General features: G+C 65.5%; 18 protein-coding genes. 9 read left to right on the forward strand and 9 right to left on the reverse strand.

What is annotated here, in order from left to right; translation table 11 throughout:
• Positions 1-58: 58 nt before the first annotated feature.
• From HZR81_RS14900 to HZR81_RS14910, 3 genes are all read left to right on the forward strand, one after another.
• Entirely contained in the window at positions 59-1225 is a 1167-nt protein-coding gene (locus HZR81_RS14900; RefSeq protein ID WP_500128586.1) for an iron-containing alcohol dehydrogenase, read from the forward strand.
• 4 nt (positions 1226-1229) lie between these two features.
• Complete coding sequence (locus HZR81_RS14905) at positions 1230-2732, forward strand: CoA-acylating methylmalonate-semialdehyde dehydrogenase (RefSeq protein WP_500128587.1); 1503 nt, start codon at positions 1230-1232, stop codon at positions 2730-2732.
• Between the two features lie 91 nt (positions 2733-2823).
• A complete protein-coding gene (locus HZR81_RS14910; protein WP_500128588.1) occupies positions 2824-3618 on the forward strand; it encodes an IclR family transcriptional regulator in 795 nt (264 codons plus the stop codon).
• Here the strand turns inward: HZR81_RS14910 and trhA are convergent.
• The gene (trhA, locus tag HZR81_RS14915) at positions 3606-4223 is read right to left on the reverse strand and encodes a PAQR family membrane homeostasis protein TrhA (protein ID WP_500128589.1); all 618 of its coding nucleotides are present in this window, start codon (positions 4221-4223) and stop codon (positions 3606-3608) included. The two genes, HZR81_RS14910 and trhA, sit on opposite strands and share 13 nt — an antisense overlap.
• 96 nt (positions 4224-4319) lie before the next feature.
• Positions 4320-6329 carry a DNA helicase Rep gene (gene rep, locus HZR81_RS14920; RefSeq protein ID WP_500128590.1) on the reverse strand — a complete coding sequence of 670 codons (2010 nt, stop codon included), beginning with the start codon at positions 6327-6329 and terminating at the stop codon, positions 4320-4322.
• Between the two features lie 244 nt (positions 6330-6573).
• Here rep and HZR81_RS14925 point away from each other — a divergent pair, with 244 nt between their 5' ends.
• Positions 6574-8211, forward strand: a complete 1638-nt coding sequence (locus HZR81_RS14925) for a putative bifunctional diguanylate cyclase/phosphodiesterase (protein WP_500128603.1) — start codon at positions 6574-6576, stop codon at positions 8209-8211.
• A 30-nt stretch (positions 8212-8241) separates the two neighbouring features.
• Here the strand turns inward: HZR81_RS14925 and HZR81_RS14930 are convergent, their stop codons facing one another.
• The 3 genes from HZR81_RS14930 to HZR81_RS14940 form a co-directional block, all read right to left on the reverse strand.
• Entirely contained in the window at positions 8242-10215 is a 1974-nt protein-coding gene (locus HZR81_RS14930) for a BCCT family transporter (RefSeq protein ID WP_500128591.1), read from the reverse strand.
• A gap of 131 nt (positions 10216-10346) precedes the next feature.
• Entirely contained in the window at positions 10347-11843 is a 1497-nt protein-coding gene (locus HZR81_RS14935; RefSeq protein ID WP_500128592.1) for a YifB family Mg chelatase-like AAA ATPase, read from the reverse strand.
• Between the two features lie 36 nt (positions 11844-11879).
• Entirely contained in the window at positions 11880-12140 is a 261-nt protein-coding gene (locus HZR81_RS14940) for an accessory factor UbiK family protein (RefSeq protein WP_013981620.1), read from the reverse strand.
• Between the two features lie 396 nt (positions 12141-12536).
• Here HZR81_RS14940 and glnK point away from each other — a divergent pair, with 396 nt between their 5' ends.
• From glnK to sutA, 5 genes are all read left to right on the forward strand, one after another.
• The gene (gene glnK, locus HZR81_RS14945) at positions 12537-12875 is read left to right on the forward strand and encodes a P-II family nitrogen regulator (protein ID WP_003096476.1); all 339 of its coding nucleotides are present in this window, start codon (positions 12537-12539) and stop codon (positions 12873-12875) included.
• A 38-nt stretch (positions 12876-12913) separates the two neighbouring features.
• Complete coding sequence (locus HZR81_RS14950; RefSeq protein ID WP_500128593.1) at positions 12914-14230, forward strand: ammonium transporter; 1317 nt, start codon at positions 12914-12916, stop codon at positions 14228-14230.
• Between the two features lie 122 nt (positions 14231-14352).
• On the forward strand, positions 14353-15603 hold the full coding sequence (locus HZR81_RS14955) for an ammonium transporter (protein WP_125868763.1): 1251 nt from the start codon (positions 14353-14355) through the stop codon (positions 15601-15603).
• Positions 15604-15705: 102 nt separating this feature from the next.
• A complete protein-coding gene (locus tag HZR81_RS14960) occupies positions 15706-16131 on the forward strand; it encodes a secondary thiamine-phosphate synthase enzyme YjbQ (protein WP_063539579.1) in 426 nt (141 codons plus the stop codon).
• Positions 16132-16208: 77 nt separating this feature from the next.
• Positions 16209-16538 carry a dormancy-specific transcriptional regulator SutA gene (gene sutA / locus HZR81_RS14965; protein WP_011911739.1) on the forward strand — a complete coding sequence of 110 codons (330 nt, stop codon included), beginning with the start codon at positions 16209-16211 and terminating at the stop codon, positions 16536-16538.
• A gap of 69 nt (positions 16539-16607) precedes the next feature.
• On the opposite strand, the gene HZR81_RS14970 is transcribed toward sutA, so the two are convergent.
• The 4 genes from HZR81_RS14970 to dapF are packed head-to-tail and all read right to left on the reverse strand — an operon-like array spanning position 16608 to position 19781.
• Complete coding sequence (locus tag HZR81_RS14970; protein WP_063539580.1) at positions 16608-17309, reverse strand: HAD family hydrolase; 702 nt, start codon at positions 17307-17309, stop codon at positions 16608-16610.
• On the reverse strand, positions 17306-18205 hold the full coding sequence (gene xerC / locus HZR81_RS14975) for a tyrosine recombinase XerC (RefSeq protein ID WP_011911741.1): 900 nt from the start codon (positions 18203-18205) through the stop codon (positions 17306-17308). The genes HZR81_RS14970 and xerC overlap by 4 nt, the downstream gene beginning before the upstream one ends.
• A 56-nt stretch (positions 18206-18261) precedes the next feature.
• On the reverse strand, positions 18262-18954 hold the full coding sequence (locus HZR81_RS14980) for a DUF484 family protein (protein WP_500128594.1): 693 nt from the start codon (positions 18952-18954) through the stop codon (positions 18262-18264).
• The gene (gene dapF / locus HZR81_RS14985; protein ID WP_063539582.1) at positions 18951-19781 is read right to left on the reverse strand and encodes a diaminopimelate epimerase; all 831 of its coding nucleotides are present in this window, start codon (positions 19779-19781) and stop codon (positions 18951-18953) included. The genes HZR81_RS14980 and dapF overlap by 4 nt, the downstream gene beginning before the upstream one ends.
• Positions 19782-19784: the final 3 nt, after the last annotated feature.

Raw genomic sequence — 19784 nt, forward strand, 5'->3', positions numbered from 1 at the left:
ATAAAGTCTCATAATAAGAGGCCGCCATGTCTCAGGCGGCCCACCTCGGAGAATGCTCATGAGCCATCGCATCGTCCTGCCGCGTCTGATGGAAGTCGGCGCTGGCGCCAGCGGGCAACTCGCCCGCGTGTTGCAGGAACTTGGCTGCAGTCGCCCGCTGATCGTCACCGACCGCATGATGGTCGAACTCGGCTATGTCGCGCGCATCGCTGGGCAACTGGAAGAGGCCGGCATCGCCAGCCAGTGCTTTGCCGATACCCTGCCCGAACCGACCGCTGCCTCCATTCGCGCCGGCGTCGAAATGGTCCGCCAGGGCGATTTCGATTCCATCGTCGCCCTCGGCGGCGGCAGCCCGATCGATTCGGCCAAGGCCATCGGCATCCTCGGCAAGTTCGGCGGCGAGATGCGCGACTACCGCTTCCCGCGCGATGTCAGCGAAGCCGGCCTGCCGCTCATCGCCATCCCCACCACCGCCGGCACCGGCTCGGAGGCGACGCGTTTCACCATCATCACCGACGAGACCAGCGACGAGAAAATGCTCTGCGCGGGCCTCGGTTTCATGCCCATCGCCGCGCTGATCGACTACGAGCTGACCCTCTCGCTGCCGCCGCGGGTCACCGCCGACACCGGCATCGACGCGCTGACCCACGCCATCGAGGCCTATGTCAGCCGCAAGGCGAGCCTCTACAGCGACTCTCAGGCGCTGGAAGCCATGCGCCTGCTGGCGCCGAACCTGCGCACAGCGTTCCACCAGCCGGACGACCGCGCCGCGCGTGAAGCGATGATGCTCGGCGCGACACTGGCCGGAATCGCCTTCTCCAACGCCTCGGTGGCGCTGGTGCACGGCATGAGCCGGCCGATCGGTGCCTTCTTTCATGTGCCGCACGGGCTGTCCAACGCCATGCTCCTGCCGGCGATCACCGCCTTCTCGATTCCCGCGGCGCCCGAGCGCTACGCCGACTGTGCGCGGGCGATGGGCGTCGCCGCACAGACTGACGGCGTCGAGGTGGCGAACGACAAGCTGCTCGCCGAGCTGCGGGCGATCAATCAGGAGCTGAAAGTGCCGAGCCCGGAACAATTCGGCATCGCCCGCGAACGCTTCTTCGAGCTGCGCGCGACCATGGCCAAGCAGGCGCTGGCCTCCGGCTCGCCGGGCAACAACCCGCGCGTGCCCACGGAAGCGGAAATCATCGACCTCTACGAAACCGTCTGGAACCAGGAGTGAAGCCATGCAGACCCTCGGCAACCTGATCAACAACGAGGCCGTCGCCGGCCGCTCCGAGCGCCATGCCACCGTCTACAACCCGGCGACCGGCGAGCCGCGCCTGTATGTCTCGCTGTCCTCGGCGGACGAGACCCGCGAAGCGATTGCCGCCGCCCAGGCCGCCTTCGATGGCTGGTCGAAGACGCCGCCGCTGGTGCGCGCGCGGGTCATGTTCCGCTTCAAGGAACTGCTCGAGCGCCGCCGCGACGACGTCGCCCGCTTGATCACCAGCGAGCACGGCAAGGTGTTTTCCGACGCCCAGGGCGAAGTGACCCGCGGGCTGGAAGTGGTGGAGTTCGCCTGCGGCATCCCGCATCTGCTCAAGGGCGAGTTTTCTTCCAACGTCGGCCGCGACATCGATTCGAATTCGCTGATGCAGCCGCTCGGTGTCTGCGCCGGGATCACCCCGTTCAACTTCCCGGCCATGGTGCCGCTGTGGATGCTGCCGGTGGCCATCGCCTGCGGTAACACCTTCGTCTTGAAGCCCTCGGAAAAGGACCCCAGCGCGACGATGCTGATCGGCGAACTTCTGGCCGAGGCGGGGCTGCCGGCTGGTGTGCTGAACATCGTCAACGGCGACAAAGAGGCGGTGGACGTGCTGCTCACCGATGAGCGGGTGCAATCGGTCAGCTTCGTCGGCTCGACGCCCATCGCCGAATACATCTATGCCACCGCCTCGGCCCACGGCAAGCGCTGCCAGGCGCTGGGCGGGGCGAAGAACCACATGGTGGTGATGCCCGACGCCGATCCGCAGCAGGTGGTCAGCTCGCTGATGGGCGCGGCCTACGGCTCCGCCGGCGAGCGCTGCATGGCGATTTCCGTCGCGGTGTGTGTCGGCGACGAGGTGGCTGACAAGCTGGTCGAAATGCTCAAAGGCGAAATCAGCCAGATGCGCACCGGCCCGGGCCTGGGCGTCGAGCCCGAGCCGCACATGGGCCCGCTGGTAACCCGCGAGCACCAGCAGAAGGTCAGCGGCTACATCGATCTGGGCGTGGAGGAAGGTGCAACGCTGGTCTGCGACGGCCGCGGCATCAAGGTCGAGGGCCACGAGAACGGCTTCTATGTCGGCCCGACGCTGTTCGACCGGGTCACGCCAGACATGCGCATCTACCGCGAGGAAATCTTCGGCCCGGTGCTGGCCGTGGTGCGGGTCAAAGGCTTCGATGAGGCGCTGCAACTGATCAACGACCACGAGTTCGGCAACGGCACTTCGATCTTCACCCGTGACGGCGACACCGCGCGGCAGTTCGAGGAGAACGTCAAGGTCGGCATGGTTGGCGTCAACGTGCCGATTCCGGTGCCGATGGCCTTCCACTGCTTCGGCGGCTGGAAGCGCTCGGTGTTCGGCCCGCTGAACATGCACGGCCCGGATGGGGTGCGTTTCTTCACCCGGATGAAAACCGTGACCCGGCGCTGGCCCACCGGTATCCGTGCCGGCGCCGACTTCGCCATGCCGACCATGAAGTAGCCCGCGCGGCACCGTTGCACTGGCGGTGCCGGTCGCTACACTCCGGGGCGCCCTGCGGGGCGTCCATCTTCAATGAACGACAAGGCAGACGATGCGCAGCACTCCCCGCGAGAAAGGCTCTTCCATCACCCGCGTGCTGGAAATCATCGAGGCGGTGGCGGCGGCGAAGGAGCCGCTCAGCCCGACCGCGCTGGCCGAGCGCCTGGACATCCCCAAGGCCAGCGCGCACCGGCTGGTGCAGACTCTGGAAAAGGAAGGCTTCCTGCAGTTCGGCCTGCGCGGCGGGCTGCTGCCGGGCGAGCGTCTGCATGTCGCGGCGCTGAACATCCTGCGCAGCAGCCGGCACAAGGCGCTGCGCCAGGCGATGCTGCGCCAGCTCTCCGAAGCCATCGGCGAGACCTGCGGGTTGGCGATCCCGGACGGGCTGGACATGCTCTATTTCGATCGGGTGCAGACCAACTGGCCGCTGCAGATCAACCTGCCGATCGGCAGCCGCACGCCGCTCTGGTGCACCGCCAGCGGCAAGCTCTATCTGGCCTCGCTGCCGCCGGAGCAACTGGAGCGCGTGCTGCCGCGCCTGCCGCTGCAACGGATGGCGCGCAACACCCTCACCGACCTCAGCGCGCTGCGCGATGACCTGGCCCGCGTGCGCGAAGAACAGCTGGGAACCGACTGCGAGGAGTTCATCGACGGCATGGTCGCCTGTGCGGTGCCGGTACGTGCATCCGACGGCGAACTGCTGGCCTGCCTGTTCAGCCACGCGCCGGTCATTCGCTGTTCGATGGTGCAGCTGCTGGCGTTCGTGCCACGGATGCGGGCCGCGGCAAACGAGCTGGAGGCGGTGCTCGGCAGCGCGGCGGCGCTGGAGGCCGATCAGAGCACGTAGAACAGAATGGCGATGAAGTGCAGCAGGCTGCCGACCATCACGAAGATGTGCCAGATGCCGTGCCAGTGCCGGAAGCGGTCGTCGAAGACGAAAAAGACGATGCCCACCGTGTAGCAGATGCCGCCGGCCAGCAACCAGCTGAAACCGGCGCCACCCAGGGCGGCGAACAGCGGCTTGACCGCCACCAGCACGATCCAGCCCATCACCGCGTAGATCACCAGTGACAACACCCGTGCTTCGGAGCGCGGCTTGATCTCCTGCAGCATGCCGATCACGGCCAGGCCCCAGACGATACCGAACAGCGTCCAGCCCCAGGCGCCAGCGAGGGTGACCAGACAGAACGGCGTGTAGCTGCCGGCGATCAAGAGGTAGATCGACAGGTGGTCGAGCTTGCGCATGACCACCTTCGCCCGCCCGCGCAGGCTGTGATAGAGCGTCGAGATGCTATACAGCAGGATCAGGCTCAGACCGTAGATCGCCACGCTGACGATCTTCAGCGGCGAGCCGTCGAGCGCGGCGAGGACCAGCAGCCAGATCGCGCCGAGACACGCCAGCGCAGCACCGACCAGGTGCGTCCAGGCATTGAAGCGTTCGCCGTGGTACATCGAAGCCCTCCAGAAACCGCGATCGGCCAAGCATGCCGCGGTTAGATGACGGGATACAAACCGGCGTTGATCGCTCCTCGAACCCAGGCGCTGCGATCAGCGCTTGAGCATCGCCCGCATCGCTGCCAGGGCGTCGTTGCCGCGCGCGGCCTTGACCTCCACCGGCGCGTCTTCCTGGCCTTCCCAGACCAGATCCTCTGGCGGCAGTTCGTCGAGGAAGCGGCTCGGCGTGCAGTCGATCACCTCGCCGTACTGCTTGCGCTTGGCGGCGAAGGTCAGCGCCAGGTTGCGCTTGGCGCGGGTGATGCCGACGTAGGCCAGGCGCCGTTCTTCCTCGATGGTGTCGGCCTCGATGCTGGAACGGTGCGGCAGGATTTCTTCCTCGAAGCCGATGATGTACACCGAGGGAAACTCCAGGCCCTTGGAGGCGTGCATGGTCATCATCTGCACGCCTTCGGCACCTTCTTCCTCTTCCTGCTGACGTTCGAGCATGTCGCGCAGCACCAGCTTGCCGATGGCGTCCTCGATGGTCATGTCGCCGTCTTCGTCTTTCTCCAGCGTGCTCTTCAGCGCGTCGACGAGAAACCAGACGTTGCCCATGCGCGCGTCGGCCACCTTGTCGCTGGAGGCGTTCTGCCTGAGCCAGTTCTCGTAGTCGATGTCCATCACCATGCTGCGGATGGCGGCGATCGGGTCGTTCTGCGCGCACTGCTGGCGCACGTTGTCCATCCAGTGCTTGAAGCGCGCCAGGCGCTCGGCATAGCGGCTGTCCAGATGCGCGCCGAGCCCGATTTCGTCAGCGGCAGCGTACATGCTGATGCCGCGCTCGCTGGCGTAGTTGCCAAGCTTTTCCAGGGTGGTGGAGCCGATCTCCCGTCGCGGCACGTTGATCACCCGCAGAAAGGCGTTGTCGTCGTCCGGGTTGACCAGCAGGCGGAAGTAGCTCATCAGGTCCTTCACCTCCTGGCGGGCGAAGAAGCTGGTGCCGCCGGACAGGCGATAGGGAATCTGGTGGTGCTGCAGCTTCAGCTCCATCAGCTTGGCCTGGTAGTTGCCGCGGTAGAGGATGGCGAAGTCGCTGTAGGGACGCTGGGTGCGCAGGTGCTCGGTGAGGATTTCCAGTGCCACCCGCTCGCACTCGGCCTCTTCGTTGCGCGTGCGGATCACGCGGATCTCGTCGCCATGGCCCATTTCCGACCACAGTTGCTTCTCGAACACGTGGGGGTTGTTGGCGATGAGGATGTTGGCGCACTTGAGGATGCGGCTGGTGGAGCGGTAGTTCTGCTCCAGCATCACCACCTTCAGGGACGGGTAGTCCTCCTTCAGCAGCATCAGGTTTTCCGGACGCGCGCCGCGCCAGGCGTAGATCGACTGGTCGTCGTCGCCGACCACGGTGAACTGGTTGCGCATGCCCACCAGCATCTTCACCAGCAGGTACTGGCTGGCATTGGTGTCCTGGTATTCGTCCACCAGCAGGTAGCGGATGCGGTTCTGCCACTTCTCGAGGATGTCGGGGTGTTCCTGGAAGAGCTTGACCGGCAGCAGGATCAGGTCGTTGAAGTCCACCGCGTTGTACGCCTTGAGCGTGCGCTGGTAGTGCAGGTAGACGATGGCGGCGGTCTGCTCCTTGGGGCCGCGCGCCTTGGCCAGGGCCTCGTCGGGCAGGATCAGGTCGTTCTTCCAGCTGTCGATGAGGTTCTTGATCTCGTCAGCGCCGTCATCGCCGGCGTACTCCTTCTGCATGATGTCGGTGAGCAGCGCCTTGATGTCGCCGTCATCGAAGATCGAGAAGCCGGGCTTGTAGCCCAGGCGCGCGTATTCCTTGCGGATGATGTTCATGCCCAGGTTGTGGAAAGTGGACACGGTCAGGCCGCGCGCCTCGCTGCCCTTGAGCAGGGTGCCGACGCGCTCCTTCATCTCCCGCGCCGCCTTGTTGGTGAAGGTCATGGCGACGATGTGACGGGCCTGGATGCCGCAGTTCTGCACCAGGTGGGCGATCTTGCGGGTGATCACGCTGGTCTTGCCGGAGCCGGCACCGGCGAGCACCAGCAGGGGGCCGCCGACGTAGTTCACGGCTTCCTGCTGCCGAGGATTGAGTCGGGACATGTTGTTCAGGTCGTTCGAAACGGGGGCGCGAGTTTAACAGGCCGAAAGGGTGATGCAGGCGCGTTACAGACGCAATAAAACGCCGGTCGTCGCGCGTGGGGCTTGGCTAATGGCAAGAATCGATTAGTCTTGTCGCGCTGCAGGATGCTGGGGTGGTTGCACAGGGACTGGTGGGATCGGAGACCCTTTGGTGTCTTCAACAGCTCAAGAGTCCGGAGGCCGCTTGCCAGCGCCTGCCCAACCCATGCCACTGTTGCTGTTGGCGCATCGCCCAGACTGGGCGGTGCGGCTGCGCGCCTGCCTGCAGGGTTCGGCCCACGCCGAACAGCTGGTCGTGGCGACGGACTGGCAAACCGTCAGCCAGCAGCTCGAATCTCCCTGTCTGGTCCTGGCGACGCCGCAATGCCGACCCGCACCGGGGCGCTTTCCCTGGCCGCTGATCCTGCTGCTCGACGAGGAGCCGGAAGAAACCCCGGAAGGTGCGGTCGACTGGCTGGTGGCCGACCAGCTCAGCGCCGAGGTGCTGCGCCGTTGTCTGCGCTACGTGCGCGAGCGCTGCAACCTGCAGGGCACCCTGCAGAAGCTTGCGGTGCGCGACCCGCACACCGGCATCGCCAATCGTCAGGGCTTCCAGGCGCAGCTGCTCGACGCCCTGAGCGAGCACGACGGTCATGGCCTGGAGCTCGGCTACCTGGACCTGGACAATTTCCGCCACGTCAACGACGCCCTCGGCCACGAGGCTGGGGACCGCCTGATCCTGCAGGTGGTCGCCCGGCTCAAGGCGCAGCTGGAGGCGGGCGACGTGCTGGCCCGGCTGGGTGGCGACGAGTTCGCGCTGTTGCTGGATACCGGTGACGATGCCGGCCGCGCCGATGCGATCGCCGATCGCATCGTCGAGGCGCTGGCCGAGCCCTACTGGGTGGACGGCGAGAGCCTGATGCTCGGATGCAGCCTCGGGCTGGCGCGAGCCACTGCCGGGACGTCGGCCGACGCGCTGCTCTGGCACGCGCAACTGGCCATGCGGCAGGCCAAGGCGAGCCAGGGCTGCACCTGGTGTCTGTATGACGAGCACGTCAGCCGCAGCGCACGCAGCCTGGCCGATCAGGAGGGTGAACTGCGCCGGGCGTTGCGCCGCGGCGAGCTGGAGCTGCACTACCAGCCACGCCTGTGCCTGGACAGTGGCCGCGTCGTCGGGCTTGAGGCGCTTGTGCGCTGGCTACATCCCGAGCGCGGCCTGCTGGCGCCGGATGCCTTCATTCCCATGGCCGAGGAGAGTGGACTGATCGTGCCGCTCGGCTACTGGGTCATCGCCCGGGCCCTGCGCGACCTGCAGAGTCTGCACGAGCAGGGTGCGGACTCGCTGCACATGGCGGTCAACCTGTCGTTCCGGCAATTCCAGGACAGCCAGCTGCTGCCGACGCTGACGCGGCTGATCGACGAGCGCGCCATCGATCCACACTGGCTGGAGTTCGAGCTCACCGAAACCGCCGTGATGCGCCGCAGCGAGCAGGTCCGCAGTGCCATGGTCGCACTCGGTCAGCTAGGCGTGCGCTTCTCGCTGGATGACTTCGGCACCGGTTTCTCGTCATTCGTGCATCTGTCCAGCCTGCCGATCACCCTGCTGAAGGTCGACAAGAGTTTCGTCGCCGGGATGATCGCGCGCCCCGAGAAGATGCAGCTGGTACGGGCAATGATCGGCCTGGCCCGCGAACTGGAGCTGCAAGTGGTCGCCGAGGGGGTTGAAACCGCTGAGCAACTGGAGCTGCTGCGCCAGTTTGGTGCGCAGCAGGTGCAGGGCTATCTGGTCAGCCAGCCGTTGCCGCTGGCCGAGCTGATGAGCTTCATGAACGCCGAGCGCCAGGCTGCGGGCCTGACGCACTGAGCCGAAGCGCTCGGCGAAACCCGGTCCGCCTCAGCGGACCATGTGCAGGAAGTGCATGTGCTTCTCGTACTGGCCGAGGATGTCGCCGATCACGTCCTCACGGCTCCAGCCCATCACGTCGTAATCCTGCCCGCCTTCCTTGAGATGCACCTCGGCGCGGAAGTACTTGCGCTCCTCGCGCTCGTCGTCCTCGCTGGTGGCGACGAAACTCGGCATGGCGTAGGCCCGCGGGCGCACCTCGTAGATGAAGTCCGGCTCGCCTTCGTGGGTGATTTCGAAGCGCAAGCGACGATCGTCACCTTCGCTGATCTCCACCGCATAGCCCTGCTTGCGCATTTCCTCGGCGATGTCTTCGTAGGCCGGACGCACCACTTCGGTGATGAAGCGCACCACATGGGCGCGTCGCGGGAACAGCATCAGCGTACGCAGGCGACGTTGCCAGCCACCGGCACTGCGCGGTGCGCTGGGTGACGTGCTCAGGGCCTGGTAGCGCAGCCCCTGTTTGGTGGCATCCAGGCGCAGCGCCTTGAGCAGACCCCACATCGAACAGAGTAGCGCGATGGTGAAGGGCAGGGCGCTGGCGATGGTCGCCGTCTGCAGCGCGGTCAGACCATCGGCGAGCAGCAGCGCGATGGCCACGCCGCCCATGGAGGCGGCCCAGAAAATGCGCTGCCAGACCGGGGTGCCCTGCTGGCCGCCGGAGGCGAGCATGTCAACCACGAGTGCCCCGGAGTCCGCCGAAGTGACGAAGAACACCACCACCATGATGATCGCGATCAGCGAGATAAAGCCCGAGAAGGGGAAGTGCTCGAGGAAGGCGAACAGCGCCAGCGAACTGTCCTTCTCGATGGCCTCGCCGAGACTGCTCACGTGTTCCCAGAGGATCATGTGGATGGCTGTATCACCGAACACAGTCATCCACAGCAGGGTGAAGGCGGTAGGCACCAGCAGCACGCCGGTGACGAACTCGCGGATCGTCCGGCCGCGCGAGATGCGCGCGATGAACAGGCCGACAAAGGGCGACCAGGCCAGCCACCAGCCCCAGTAGAACAGCGTCCAGCCGCCGATCCAGTCGTTCGGTTCGTAGGCGTAGAGGTTGAAGGTCTTGTCGACGATGTCCGACAGGTAGCTGCCGGTGTTCTGCACGAAGGTCTGCAGGATGAACACCGTCGGCCCGGCGACCAGCACCAGCAGCATCAGCAGCGCGGCCAGCGAAAGGTTCAGCTCCGACAGCCGGCGCACGCCCTTGTCCAGGCCGGTTACCACAGAGATCGTCGCCAACAGTGTAGTGGCGACGATCAGGCCGATCTGCACCGGCACCGATATCGGCAATCCGTACAGGTGGTTGAGCCCGGTGTTGATCTGGGTGACGCCCAGGCCCAGCGAGGTGGCGACGCCGAGCACCGTGCCGATGATGGCGAAAATGTCCACGGCGTGCCCGATCGGCCCGTGGATGCGTTCGCCGATCAGCGGGTAGAGCGCCGAGCGCAGGGTCAGCGGCAGGCCGTGGCGGTAGGCGAAGTAGGCCAGGATCATCGCCACGATGGCGTAGATCGACCAGGCATGCAGGCCCCAGTGAAAGAAGGTGATCTTCATGGCATCGCGGGCGGCGAGGACCGTGCCGCCTTCGCCCGTCGGCGGCGAAAGGAAATGCATCACCGGTTCGGCCACACCGAAGAACATCAGGCCGATGCCCATGCCGGCCGAGAACAGCATGGCGAACCAGGTCAGGGCGCTGTAATCCGGTTCGCTATGATCCGGTCCGAGCTTGATATCGCCGTAACGACTGAAGGCCAGCAGCACCACCATGAGCAGGATGAGTGCAACGGCGAGGATATAGAGCCAGCTGACGTTGGCGATGATCCAGGCCTGGGTATCGCCGAATAGCGTTTGCGCGTGGCTCTGGAAGGCGACGCTGTAGATGACCAGCGCCAGGATGATGACCGCCGAGCCGTAGAAGACCGGGGCGTTGAGGTGAGAGGACGAGGGCTGTTTTGCCTCCATGCTGCGCTCCTTCGGGTTGTGTCTGGGGAGTGGCCGCCTGTGGCGAAAGCCATCCAACTTAACACAGACCGCAAAGGATGCTGGTTGTCCGCAGCTGATCGAGTCGACGCGAAGCCCGTGCTAGCGCAGGCTCAGCTTTGACTGCCGGGGCGGTACTGCAGCGCTTCGGCAAGGTGCTGACGGCTAATTCGCTCGGCCTGTTCCAGATCGGCGAGGGTGCGCGCCACCTTGAGCAAGCGGTGCGCCGCGCGCAACGACAGCGCCAGGCGTTCGCAGGCGCGTTCCAGCCAGGCCTGGTCGTCGGCACCGAGCTGGCAATGACTGCGCAGGCCGGCCAGATCGAGAAAGGCGTTGGCGCAGCCCTGACGGGCAAGTTGCCGCTGCCGTGCCTCGGCGACCTGCGCGGCGAGCACCGCGCTGCTCTGGCCGGTCTGCGGCGGTGCGTTGAGGGCGGTTGCTTCGCGCGCCACGGTCAGGTGCAGGTCGATGCGGTCGAGCAGCGGCCCGGAGAGCTTGTTGCGGTAGCGCTGGATCTGCTCCGGCGTGCAGCGGCAGCGTCCGTTGGGGTCGCCCAGGTAGCCACAGGGGCAGGGATTCATTGCCGCGACGAGCTGAAAGCGCGCCGGAAAACGCACCTTGTCGCGGGCCCGGGCGATGACGATATGGCCGGATTCCAGCGGCTCGCGCAGGACCTCGAGTACCTTGCGATCGAACTCCGGCAGTTCGTCGAGAAACAGCACACCCTGATGCGCCAGGGTGATTTCACCCGGCTGCGGGCGGCTGCCGCCACCGACCAGCGCCGGCCCTGATGCACTGTGATGGGGCTGGCGGAATGGGCGTTGCGGCCAATGCTCCAGAGGGCTGTGGCTGGCCACCGAATGGATGGCGGCGACTTCCAGCGCCTCCTGTTCGTCCAGCGGTGGCAACAGGCCGGGCAGGCGGCTGGCCAGCAGCGTCTTGCCGGTACCGGGTGGCCCGGAAAACAGCAGGTTGTGCGCACCGGCTGCGGCGATCAGCAGGCCGCGCTTGGCCGCCTGCTGGCCCTGCACGTCGGCCAGGTCAGGGTAGGGCTGGACCTGCCGTAGCAGGCCCTGGGCAACATAGGGCTCGAGTGGCGTGACGCCGTTGAAGTGCGCGGCGACCTCGAGCAAGTGCTCGGCGGCATAGACGGTTAGCCCTGAGGCCAGGCTGGCTTCCTCGGCGTTGGCCCGCGGCACCAGCAGTGCACGACCGGCGGCACGTGCAGCGAGGGCGGCGGGCAGCACGCCCTGCACCGGGCGCAGGGCGCCGGACAGTGCCAGTTCGCCCAGGCATTCCAGCTGCCCCAGGCGTTCGCTGGGCAGCTGTCCGCTGGCGGCAAGGATGCCCAGGGCAATGGACAGGTCGAAGCGGCCACCGTCCTTGGGCAGGTCGGCAGGGGCGAGGTTGAGGGTGATGCGTCGTGCGGGAAAATCGAAGCCGGAGCTGAGGATGGCGCTGCGCACGCGATCCTTGCTTTCCTTGACCGCGGTTTCCGGCAGGCCGACCAGGGTCAGCGCCGGCAGACCGTTGGCCAGGTGGGCTTCGACGGTCACCGCCGGCGCTTCGACGCCGATCTGCGCGCGGCTATGAACGATGGCCAGGGACATGCGATCACTCCTTTGATCGTGTCGCGGCCCGGTCTGTCAGGACGCGGGCGGCGTGAGCTTTTCTTCCAGTTCGGCAACCTTGGCTTCGAGCGCCTCCAGGCGTGCGCGGGTGCGGGCGAGCACCACCATCTGGCTGTCGAATTCGTCGCGGCTGACCACGTCGAGCTTGTTCAGTGCGCCCTGCACCACACCCTTGAGCTGGGCTTCGAACTCGCCACGCGGCAGCGGCGTCTCGCCGTTGAACAGGCGCGAGGCCTGGGAGCCGATGGCATCTAGGAAAGCTTTTGGCGGCAACATTGAAAACACCTGTCGTTGAACGGGGCGCAGTGTAGCACGGTGATTTTTCTGCCTTTCTTGCAGGTGGCGCACAAAAAATGAGCAGAGCTTGGTGCAGCTGTGCACCATTTATGTGCGTTCATCGGGCGGAACCGTCCGTCGGGCCGCTTCGTTTGCGGCCGAACCCGCATAGCAAGCGGCTTGCGCAAAGCTGGCATCGATTCTGCTTTGCTCCCGTTGACGCACGTACCGGTTCGTTGCGGTGCATGAGCGATTCGCGACGCTTCGTCGGAGAGATTGGTGGTGTCGGTCCGCGGCCCGGCTGAAGCCGGAGCGTTACAACAGCCAGACACTGAGCTTAGACTTGAGCCGGGTTCGTACTTCTGGGGCAAGTCCACCTAAACGGGAGAAGTTTTCATGAAACTAGTCACTGCCATCATCAAGCCGTTCAAGCTGGACGACGTGCGCGAGTCGCTGTCGGAAATTGGCGTACAGGGCATCACCGTGACCGAAGTCAAAGGCTTCGGTCGTCAGAAGGGCCACACCGAGCTGTATCGCGGTGCCGAATACGTCGTCGACTTCCTGCCGAAGGTAAAGATCGACGTGGCCATCGCCGACGATCAGCTCGATCGCGTCATCGAGGCCATCACCAAGGCGGCCAACACCGGCAAGATCGGTGACGGCAAGATCTTCGTGGTCAACCTGGAACAGGCTATCCGCATCCGTACCGGCGAAACCGATACCGACGCGATTTAAGCAGCACCTCCGAACCCCCACGCCCCAGGAGTAAAACCATGACTCTGCGAAGATTCGCAGGGCTAGGAGCCCTTTTGTCTCTGTTAAGCCCAGGCCTGGCCATGGCACAGGAGGCAACGCTGGATTCAGGCGATACGGCATGGATGCTGACGGCCACTGCGCTGGTGCTGTTCATGACCATCCCCGGACTGGCGCTGTTCTACGGCGGCATGGTCCGCTCGAAGAACATCCTCTCGGTGATGATGCAGTGCTTCGCCATCACCGGCCTGATGAGCATCCTCTGGATGGTCTATGGCTACAGCCTTGCATTCGATACCACCGGTATGGAAGCGGGCGTCACCAACTTCGATTCCTTCGTCGGTGGTCTGGATCGTGCGTTCCTCAGCGGCCTGACTCCTGACAGCCTGGTCGGCGCCTTCCCGGAAAGCGTCTTCATCACGTTCCAGATGACCTTCGCCATCATCACCCCGGCGCTCATCGTCGGCGCCTTCGCCGAGCGCATGAAGTTCTCGGCGATGCTGGTGTTCATGGGCGTGTGGTTCACCCTGGTCTATGCGCCGATCGCGCATATGGTCTGGGGCGGCGACGGTGGCCTGATGTGGGACTGGGGCGTGCTGGATTTCGCCGGTGGCACCGTGGTGCACATCAATGCCGGTATCGCCGGTCTGGTGGCCTGCCTGGTCCTGGGCAAGCGCAAGGGCTTCCCGACCACGCCGATGGCACCGCACAACCTGGGGCTGACCCTGGTCGGCGCGGCGATGCTGTGGATTGGCTGGTTCGGCTTCAACGCCGGTTCGGCCGTGGCTGCCAACGGCACCGCCGGCATGGCCATGCTGGTCACCCAGATCGCCACCGCCGCGGCTGCGTTGGGCTGGATGTTCGCCGAGTGGATCGGCCACGGCAAACCCAGCGCGCTGGGCATCGCCTCGGGCGTGGTCGCCGGTCTGGTCGCCATCACCCCGGCTGCCGGCACCGTCGGGCCGATGGGCGCGCTGATCATCGGCCTGGTCTCGGGGGTGGTCTGCTTCTTCTGCGCCACCAGCCTGAAACGCAAGCTCGGCTACGACGATTCGCTGGATGCCTTCGGTGTGCACGGCGTGGGCGGCATCGTCGGTGCGCTGCTCACCGGCATCTTCGCCGCGCCCATGCTGGGTGGCTTCGGCGAGGTGGAGAACATCGGCCTGCAGCTGTGGATTCAGTTCAAGGGCGTGCTGTTCACCGTGGTGTACACCGGCATCGTCACCTACCTGATCCTCAAGGCGATCGATATGGTGATGGGGCTGCGGGTCAACGAGGAGCAGGAGACCGTCGGCCTCGACCTCAGCCTGCACAACGAGCGCGGCTACAACCTGTAAGCCATTCAGGGCGCCCCGGAGCCAACCCGGGGCCAATCCGAAAAGCGGCGCTGGCCATCGATGCAGCATGCGGTGGCCAGCCGACCGAACAGCGCACAAAGCGCGACAGCAAGAGGTGACACATGGATAGCACTGCATTGATACCCGTCCAGTACGGACTCGATACCTTCTACTTCGTGATCTGCGGAGCGCTGGTGATGTGGATGGCGGCGGGTTTCGCCATGCTCGAAGCCGGTCTGGTCCGGGCCAAGAACACCGCTGAGATCCTCACCAAGAACATCGTGCTCTACGCGCTGGCGTCGATCATGTATCTGCTGGTCGGCTACTACATCATGTACTCCAGCCCGGAAGGCGGCATCCTGCCGAGCCTGGGCTTCCTGATCGGTGACGAGCATGCGGTCGATGTGGTCGCCGCCGGTGGTGAGGATGCGCCTTACTACTCGGCCCGCGCGGACTTCTTCTTCCAGATCGTCTTCGCCGCGACCTGCATGTCGGTGGTCTCCGGTGCGGTGGCCGAGCGCATGAAGCTGTGGGCGTTCATCGCCTTCGCGGTGGTGATGACCGGCTTCATCTATCCGGTTCAGGGCTTCTGGAAGTGGGGCGGTGGTTTCCTGGATGCCGCCGGCTTCCTCGACTTCGCCGGCTCCGGCATCGTGCACATGGCCGGTGCGGCCGCGGCGTTGGCTGGTGTCCTGCTGCTTGGTCCGCGCAAGGGCAAGTACGGCCCGAACGGCCAGATCAACGCCATTCCCGGTGCCAACCTGCCGCTGGCGACCCTCGGCGCCTTCATCCTGTGGATGGGCTGGTTCGGCTTCAACGGTGGCTCGCAGCTGAAAATGAGCACCATCGAGGACGCCAACGCGGTTGCCCAGGTCTTCGTCAACACCAACCTCGCCGCGGCCGGTGGCCTGATTGCGGCGCTGATCACTGCGCGCCTGCTGTTCGGCAAGTCCGACCTGACCATGGTGCTCAACGGTGCGCTGGCCGGTCTGGTGGCGATCACCGCCGAGCCGCTGACCCCGAGCGCCCTGCAGGCGACGCTGATCGGTGGCGTGGGCGGCGTGCTGGTGGTGTTCAGCATTCTCGCGCTGGACAAGCTCAAGCTCGATGACCCGGTCGGTGCCATCTCCGTGCACGGTGTCGCCGGCATGTGGGGCCTGCTGGCCGTACCGCTGACCAACGCCGATGCCACCTTCGGTGCCCAGCTGCTGGGTCTGGTCTCGATCTTCCTCTGGGTGTTCATCGCCAGCCTGATCGTCTGGGGCATCATCAAGGCGGTGATGGGCCTGCGCGTCAGCGAGGAAGAAGAGTACGAGGGCGTGGACGTTGTCGAATGCGGCCTGGAAGCCTATCCGGAGTTCACTCGTCAGTAACGACTCAAAGGGTCATGACAAGGGCGCCTTTTGGCGCCCTTTGTTTTTTTCGGCGCCACGCTAGAATGCGCGCGACCCGTCGTTGAACATGAGTCTTCGAACATGTGGCAACAGACCCTGATCACCCTTCGCGCCCGGCCGCGCGGCTTTTATCTGATCACCGACGAGGTGCTCGGCGCGCTGCCGGAACTGCGGCAATGTCAGGTCGGTCTGTTACACCTGTGGCTGCGGCATACCTCGGCCTCGCTGACGATCAACGAGAATGCCGACTCAGCGGTACGGCGCGATTTCGAACGGTTCTTCAATCGTCTGGTGCCGCAGGGCGAGGACGGTTACGAGCATGACTACGAAGGTCCGGACGACTTGCCGGCACACTTCAAGGCCAGCCTGCTCGGCTGCCAGCTGAGCCTGCCGGTAAGCGCGGGGCGCCTGGCACTGGGGACTTGGCAGGGCGTCTATCTCGGAGAGCACCGCGACCAGGGTGGCGCGCGGCAGATAGTGGCAACGCTGCACGGGACGGCAAGTTGAATTTTTTTTGGTGATGTCGGTCATTCCGCATCGCTGGGCTATAACTTACTCCGCTTTGGCAAGCCATGAGGTAGAACATGAGCGACGAAGAACTAGAACAAGACGATCTGGAAGTGGGCGACGAGGAGGAAGGGGAGGAGCTGAACGCTGCCGATGACGGCGACGACAGCCTCGACGAGGAGGGCACCGACAGCGAGCGGGCCACGCCGACCAAGAAGGCCAAGGCCAAGTCCGCCGAGCCGGACGAGCTGCCGAGCCTGGAAGCCAAGCAGAAGGAGCGCGAAGCGCTGGCGCGGGCCATGGAAGAGTTCCTGGCACGTGGCGGCCGCGTTCAGGAGGTCGAACCCAATGTGGTCGCCGACCCGCCGAAGAAGCCGGATAGCAAGTACGGCAGCCGTCCTATCTGAGCTGCACGGATCACGAAGAAGCCCGCTATTGAGCGGGCTTCTTCGTTTCAGCGGCGCGCTGGCGGTGGCTCAGTTGTCGCGCCAGGCGAGCAGCAGCTTGGGCAGGTCGGCCAGGCGCTGGATCTCGGCGTCGGGCTGGTAGTCGTGCGCCCAGGCGATCCGCTTCGGGTTGAACCACACCGCGCGTAGCCCAGCCTGCTGTGCGCCGGCGATGTCGTCCAGGGCATGGTCGCCGATGTGCACCGCCTGTTCCGGGCGCGCATCACCCAGGCGCAGGGCCTGCTGGAATGGATGCGGATCCGGTTTGCCGACGCCCAGATCCTCAGCGCACAGGGTGAACTGGAAGTAGTCCGCCAGGCCCAGGCGGCGCACATCCGCATTGCCGTTGGTGATCACGCCGAGGGTGTAGTGATTGGCCAGGAACTCCAGGGTGGGTTGCACGTCGGGGAAGATCTGCACCTCGTGACGAGCATCGAGGAACACCTGGAACGCCTGCTCGGCCAGGCCGTTCGCCTCGTCGGCAGGGTAGCCGGCATCCTGCAGGGCATGTTGCAGAATGCGCCGGCGCAGCTCGCTGATGCGGTGGCGCAGCGCCGGCTCCTGCTCCACCAGCATGCGGCGTATTGCACCCAGCGCCTCGATGGGAAAATCGCCGAGCCGCGGTGCATAGGCGGCGAGCCAGTCGCGCAGTGCGGTTTCCGCGCTCTGGATGGCTGGCGTGGTTTCCCAGAAGGTGTCGTCGAGGTCGAAGGTGATCAGGCGGATGCTCATGTGTCGGTGTCCTGCTTGCGCTTGGCGCGCGGATGCGCATGGTCGTAGACCTTGGCCAGGTGCTGGAAATCCAGGTGGGTGTAGATCTGCGTCGTGCCGATGTCGGCATGGCCGAGCAGCTCCTGCACCGAGCGCAGGTCCTGCGAGGATTCCAGCAGATGGCTGGCGAAACTGTGGCGCAGCATGTGCGGGTGCAGATGCTGACCGAGTTCGCGCACACCGGCCTGGCGCACCCGCAGCTGCACGGCACGGGCGCCGAGGCGACGCCCTTGCTGGCCGATGAACACCGCACCGTCGGCGGGCCCGGCCAGCGTTCGCAACGGTAACCAGGCCTGCAGCGCCTCACGCGCCTTGCTGCCGACCGGCAGTTCGCGCACCTTGTTGCCCTTGCCCAGTACCCGCACCAGACCGGCGGCGAGGTCGAGCTGGTCAAGGTTCAGACCGACCAGTTCGGACAGGCGCAGACCGGAGGAATAGAACAGTTCGAGCATCGCCTGATCGCGACGGGCGATGAAATCGTCCTCGACACCGCCATCGAGCAGCTGCATGGCGCGATCTGTATCCAGCAGGCGCGGCAACCGGCGTTCGCCCTTGGGGGCGGACAGGCCGGTGGCCGGGTCGTGCTCGCAGAGCCCTTCCTGGTTGAGGTAGCGATACAGTCCGCGCACTGATGACAACAGGCGTGCCAGGCTGCGGCTGGACTGTCCCTGGCGATGCTGTTCGGCGATCAGGTGGCGCAGATGGCGGCCCTGCAGGTCGCGCCAGCCGGCGATGCGCTCGCGCTCGCAGTAGGTGAGAACCTTGTCCAGATCGCGACGATAGGCATCCAGCGAATGGCCGGACAGCTGCCGCGCGCTGCGCAGGTATTCGAAGTAGGCGTCGAGTTCGTTCTGCACCGGGCTCCCTCGCTCGCGAAAAGAACGGCCGCGCCAGCCGACGCCGGCGGCTGCGCTCAGCGTACCGAGCGCAGCGGGGTGCCGAAGCGCGGCAAGACGCGCGCGAGCACTTCGGCGATATAACCGAGGAACAGGGTGCCCAGCGAGCTCTTGTAGTGCTGCGGGTCGCGGCTGCCGATGGCGAGAACCCCCAGCTGGTCGTCGAGGCTGACCACCGCGGCGGAGCCGACGCTGCCGCCATCTTCGCCGAACAGGAAACTCAATTCGTGCGGACGCAGCACGCCGCAGATGGTCTTGCCGCCGTCGAGCAGGCCGCCGATGCTCTGCTGCGCCTCGCCGGTGCTGACGCAGCGGCCCACCGGCAGTGTCGCGTCGCTGAACAGGATGAGGCTGACGTAGGGTACCTGGAACTCGTGGCGCAGGCTGTCTTCCACCGCGCTGACCACTTCTTCCAGGCTGCTGGCGTCGAGCAGGTCGAGCACCAGGCGGCGGGTCTTGTCGAACAGGCGGTCGTTGTCGCGTGCCACGTCCATCAATTGCGACAGCCGATGGCGCATCTCTATGTTGCGCTCGCGCAGCAGCTTGACCTGGCGCTCCACCAGCGACACGGCGGTGCCCGGCTGATGGGGAATGCGCAGCTCGGGGATCAGCTCGTCGTGATCGACGAAGAATTCCGGATGGGCGCGCAGGTAGGCGGCGACGGCTTCGGCGTCGGGTAGCGGGGTGCTGCCCTGAGTCTGGTCGGTCATAGGCGAACCTGTCCTTCAAATACACGAACGGCGGGGCCGGTCATCATAACCGGCTGCCCCGGACCTGCCCATTCGATGGACAGACGGCCACCCGGCAGCTCGATCTGTACCGGCGAGTCCATCCAGCCCTGGCGAATCGCCGCGACCGCAGCCGCGCAGGCGCCGGTGCCGCAGGCCTGGGTTTCCCCGGCGCCGCGCTCCCACACGCGCAGCCGCGCATGGCGGCGGTCGACCACCTGCAGGAAGCCGACATTGACCCGCTGCGGAAAGCGCGGGTGATGCTCGATCTTCGGCCCCAGCTCATGCACCGGCGCCTGCTCGACGCTGTCGACGCGCAGCACCGCATGGGGGTTGCCCATGGAGACGGCGGCCAGCTCTACGCGCTGGCCATCGACGTCGAGCGGATAGCTCAGGGCTTCCTGCTCGGCCTGGAATGGAATCTCGGCCGGCACCAGTCGCGGCGGGCCCATGTCGACGCGGATCTGCCCATCGGGGCGGATATCCAGCTCGATGATGCCGCCCTTGGTTTCGACCTTGATCTTGCGCTTGACGGTCAGGCGCTTGTCGACCACGAAGCGGGCGAAGCAGCGCGCGCCGTTGCCGCACTGCTCCACTTCCGAACCGTCGGAGTTGAAGATGCGGTAGCGGAAATCGACGTCCGGGTTCTGCGGCGGCTCGACGATCAGCAGCTGATCGAAGCCGACACCGGTGTGACGGTCGCCCCACTGCTTGGCGTGCTTGGGCTGGATGTGCGCGTGCTGGCTGACCAGATCGATGACCATGAAGTCGTTGCCCAGACCGTGCATCTTGGTAAAGCGCAGAAGCATGAT

It is taken from the genome of Pseudomonas sp. LM13 (genome assembly GCF_041381355.1).
Taxonomy (GTDB): Bacteria; Pseudomonadota; Gammaproteobacteria; order Pseudomonadales; family Pseudomonadaceae; genus Stutzerimonas; species Stutzerimonas frequens.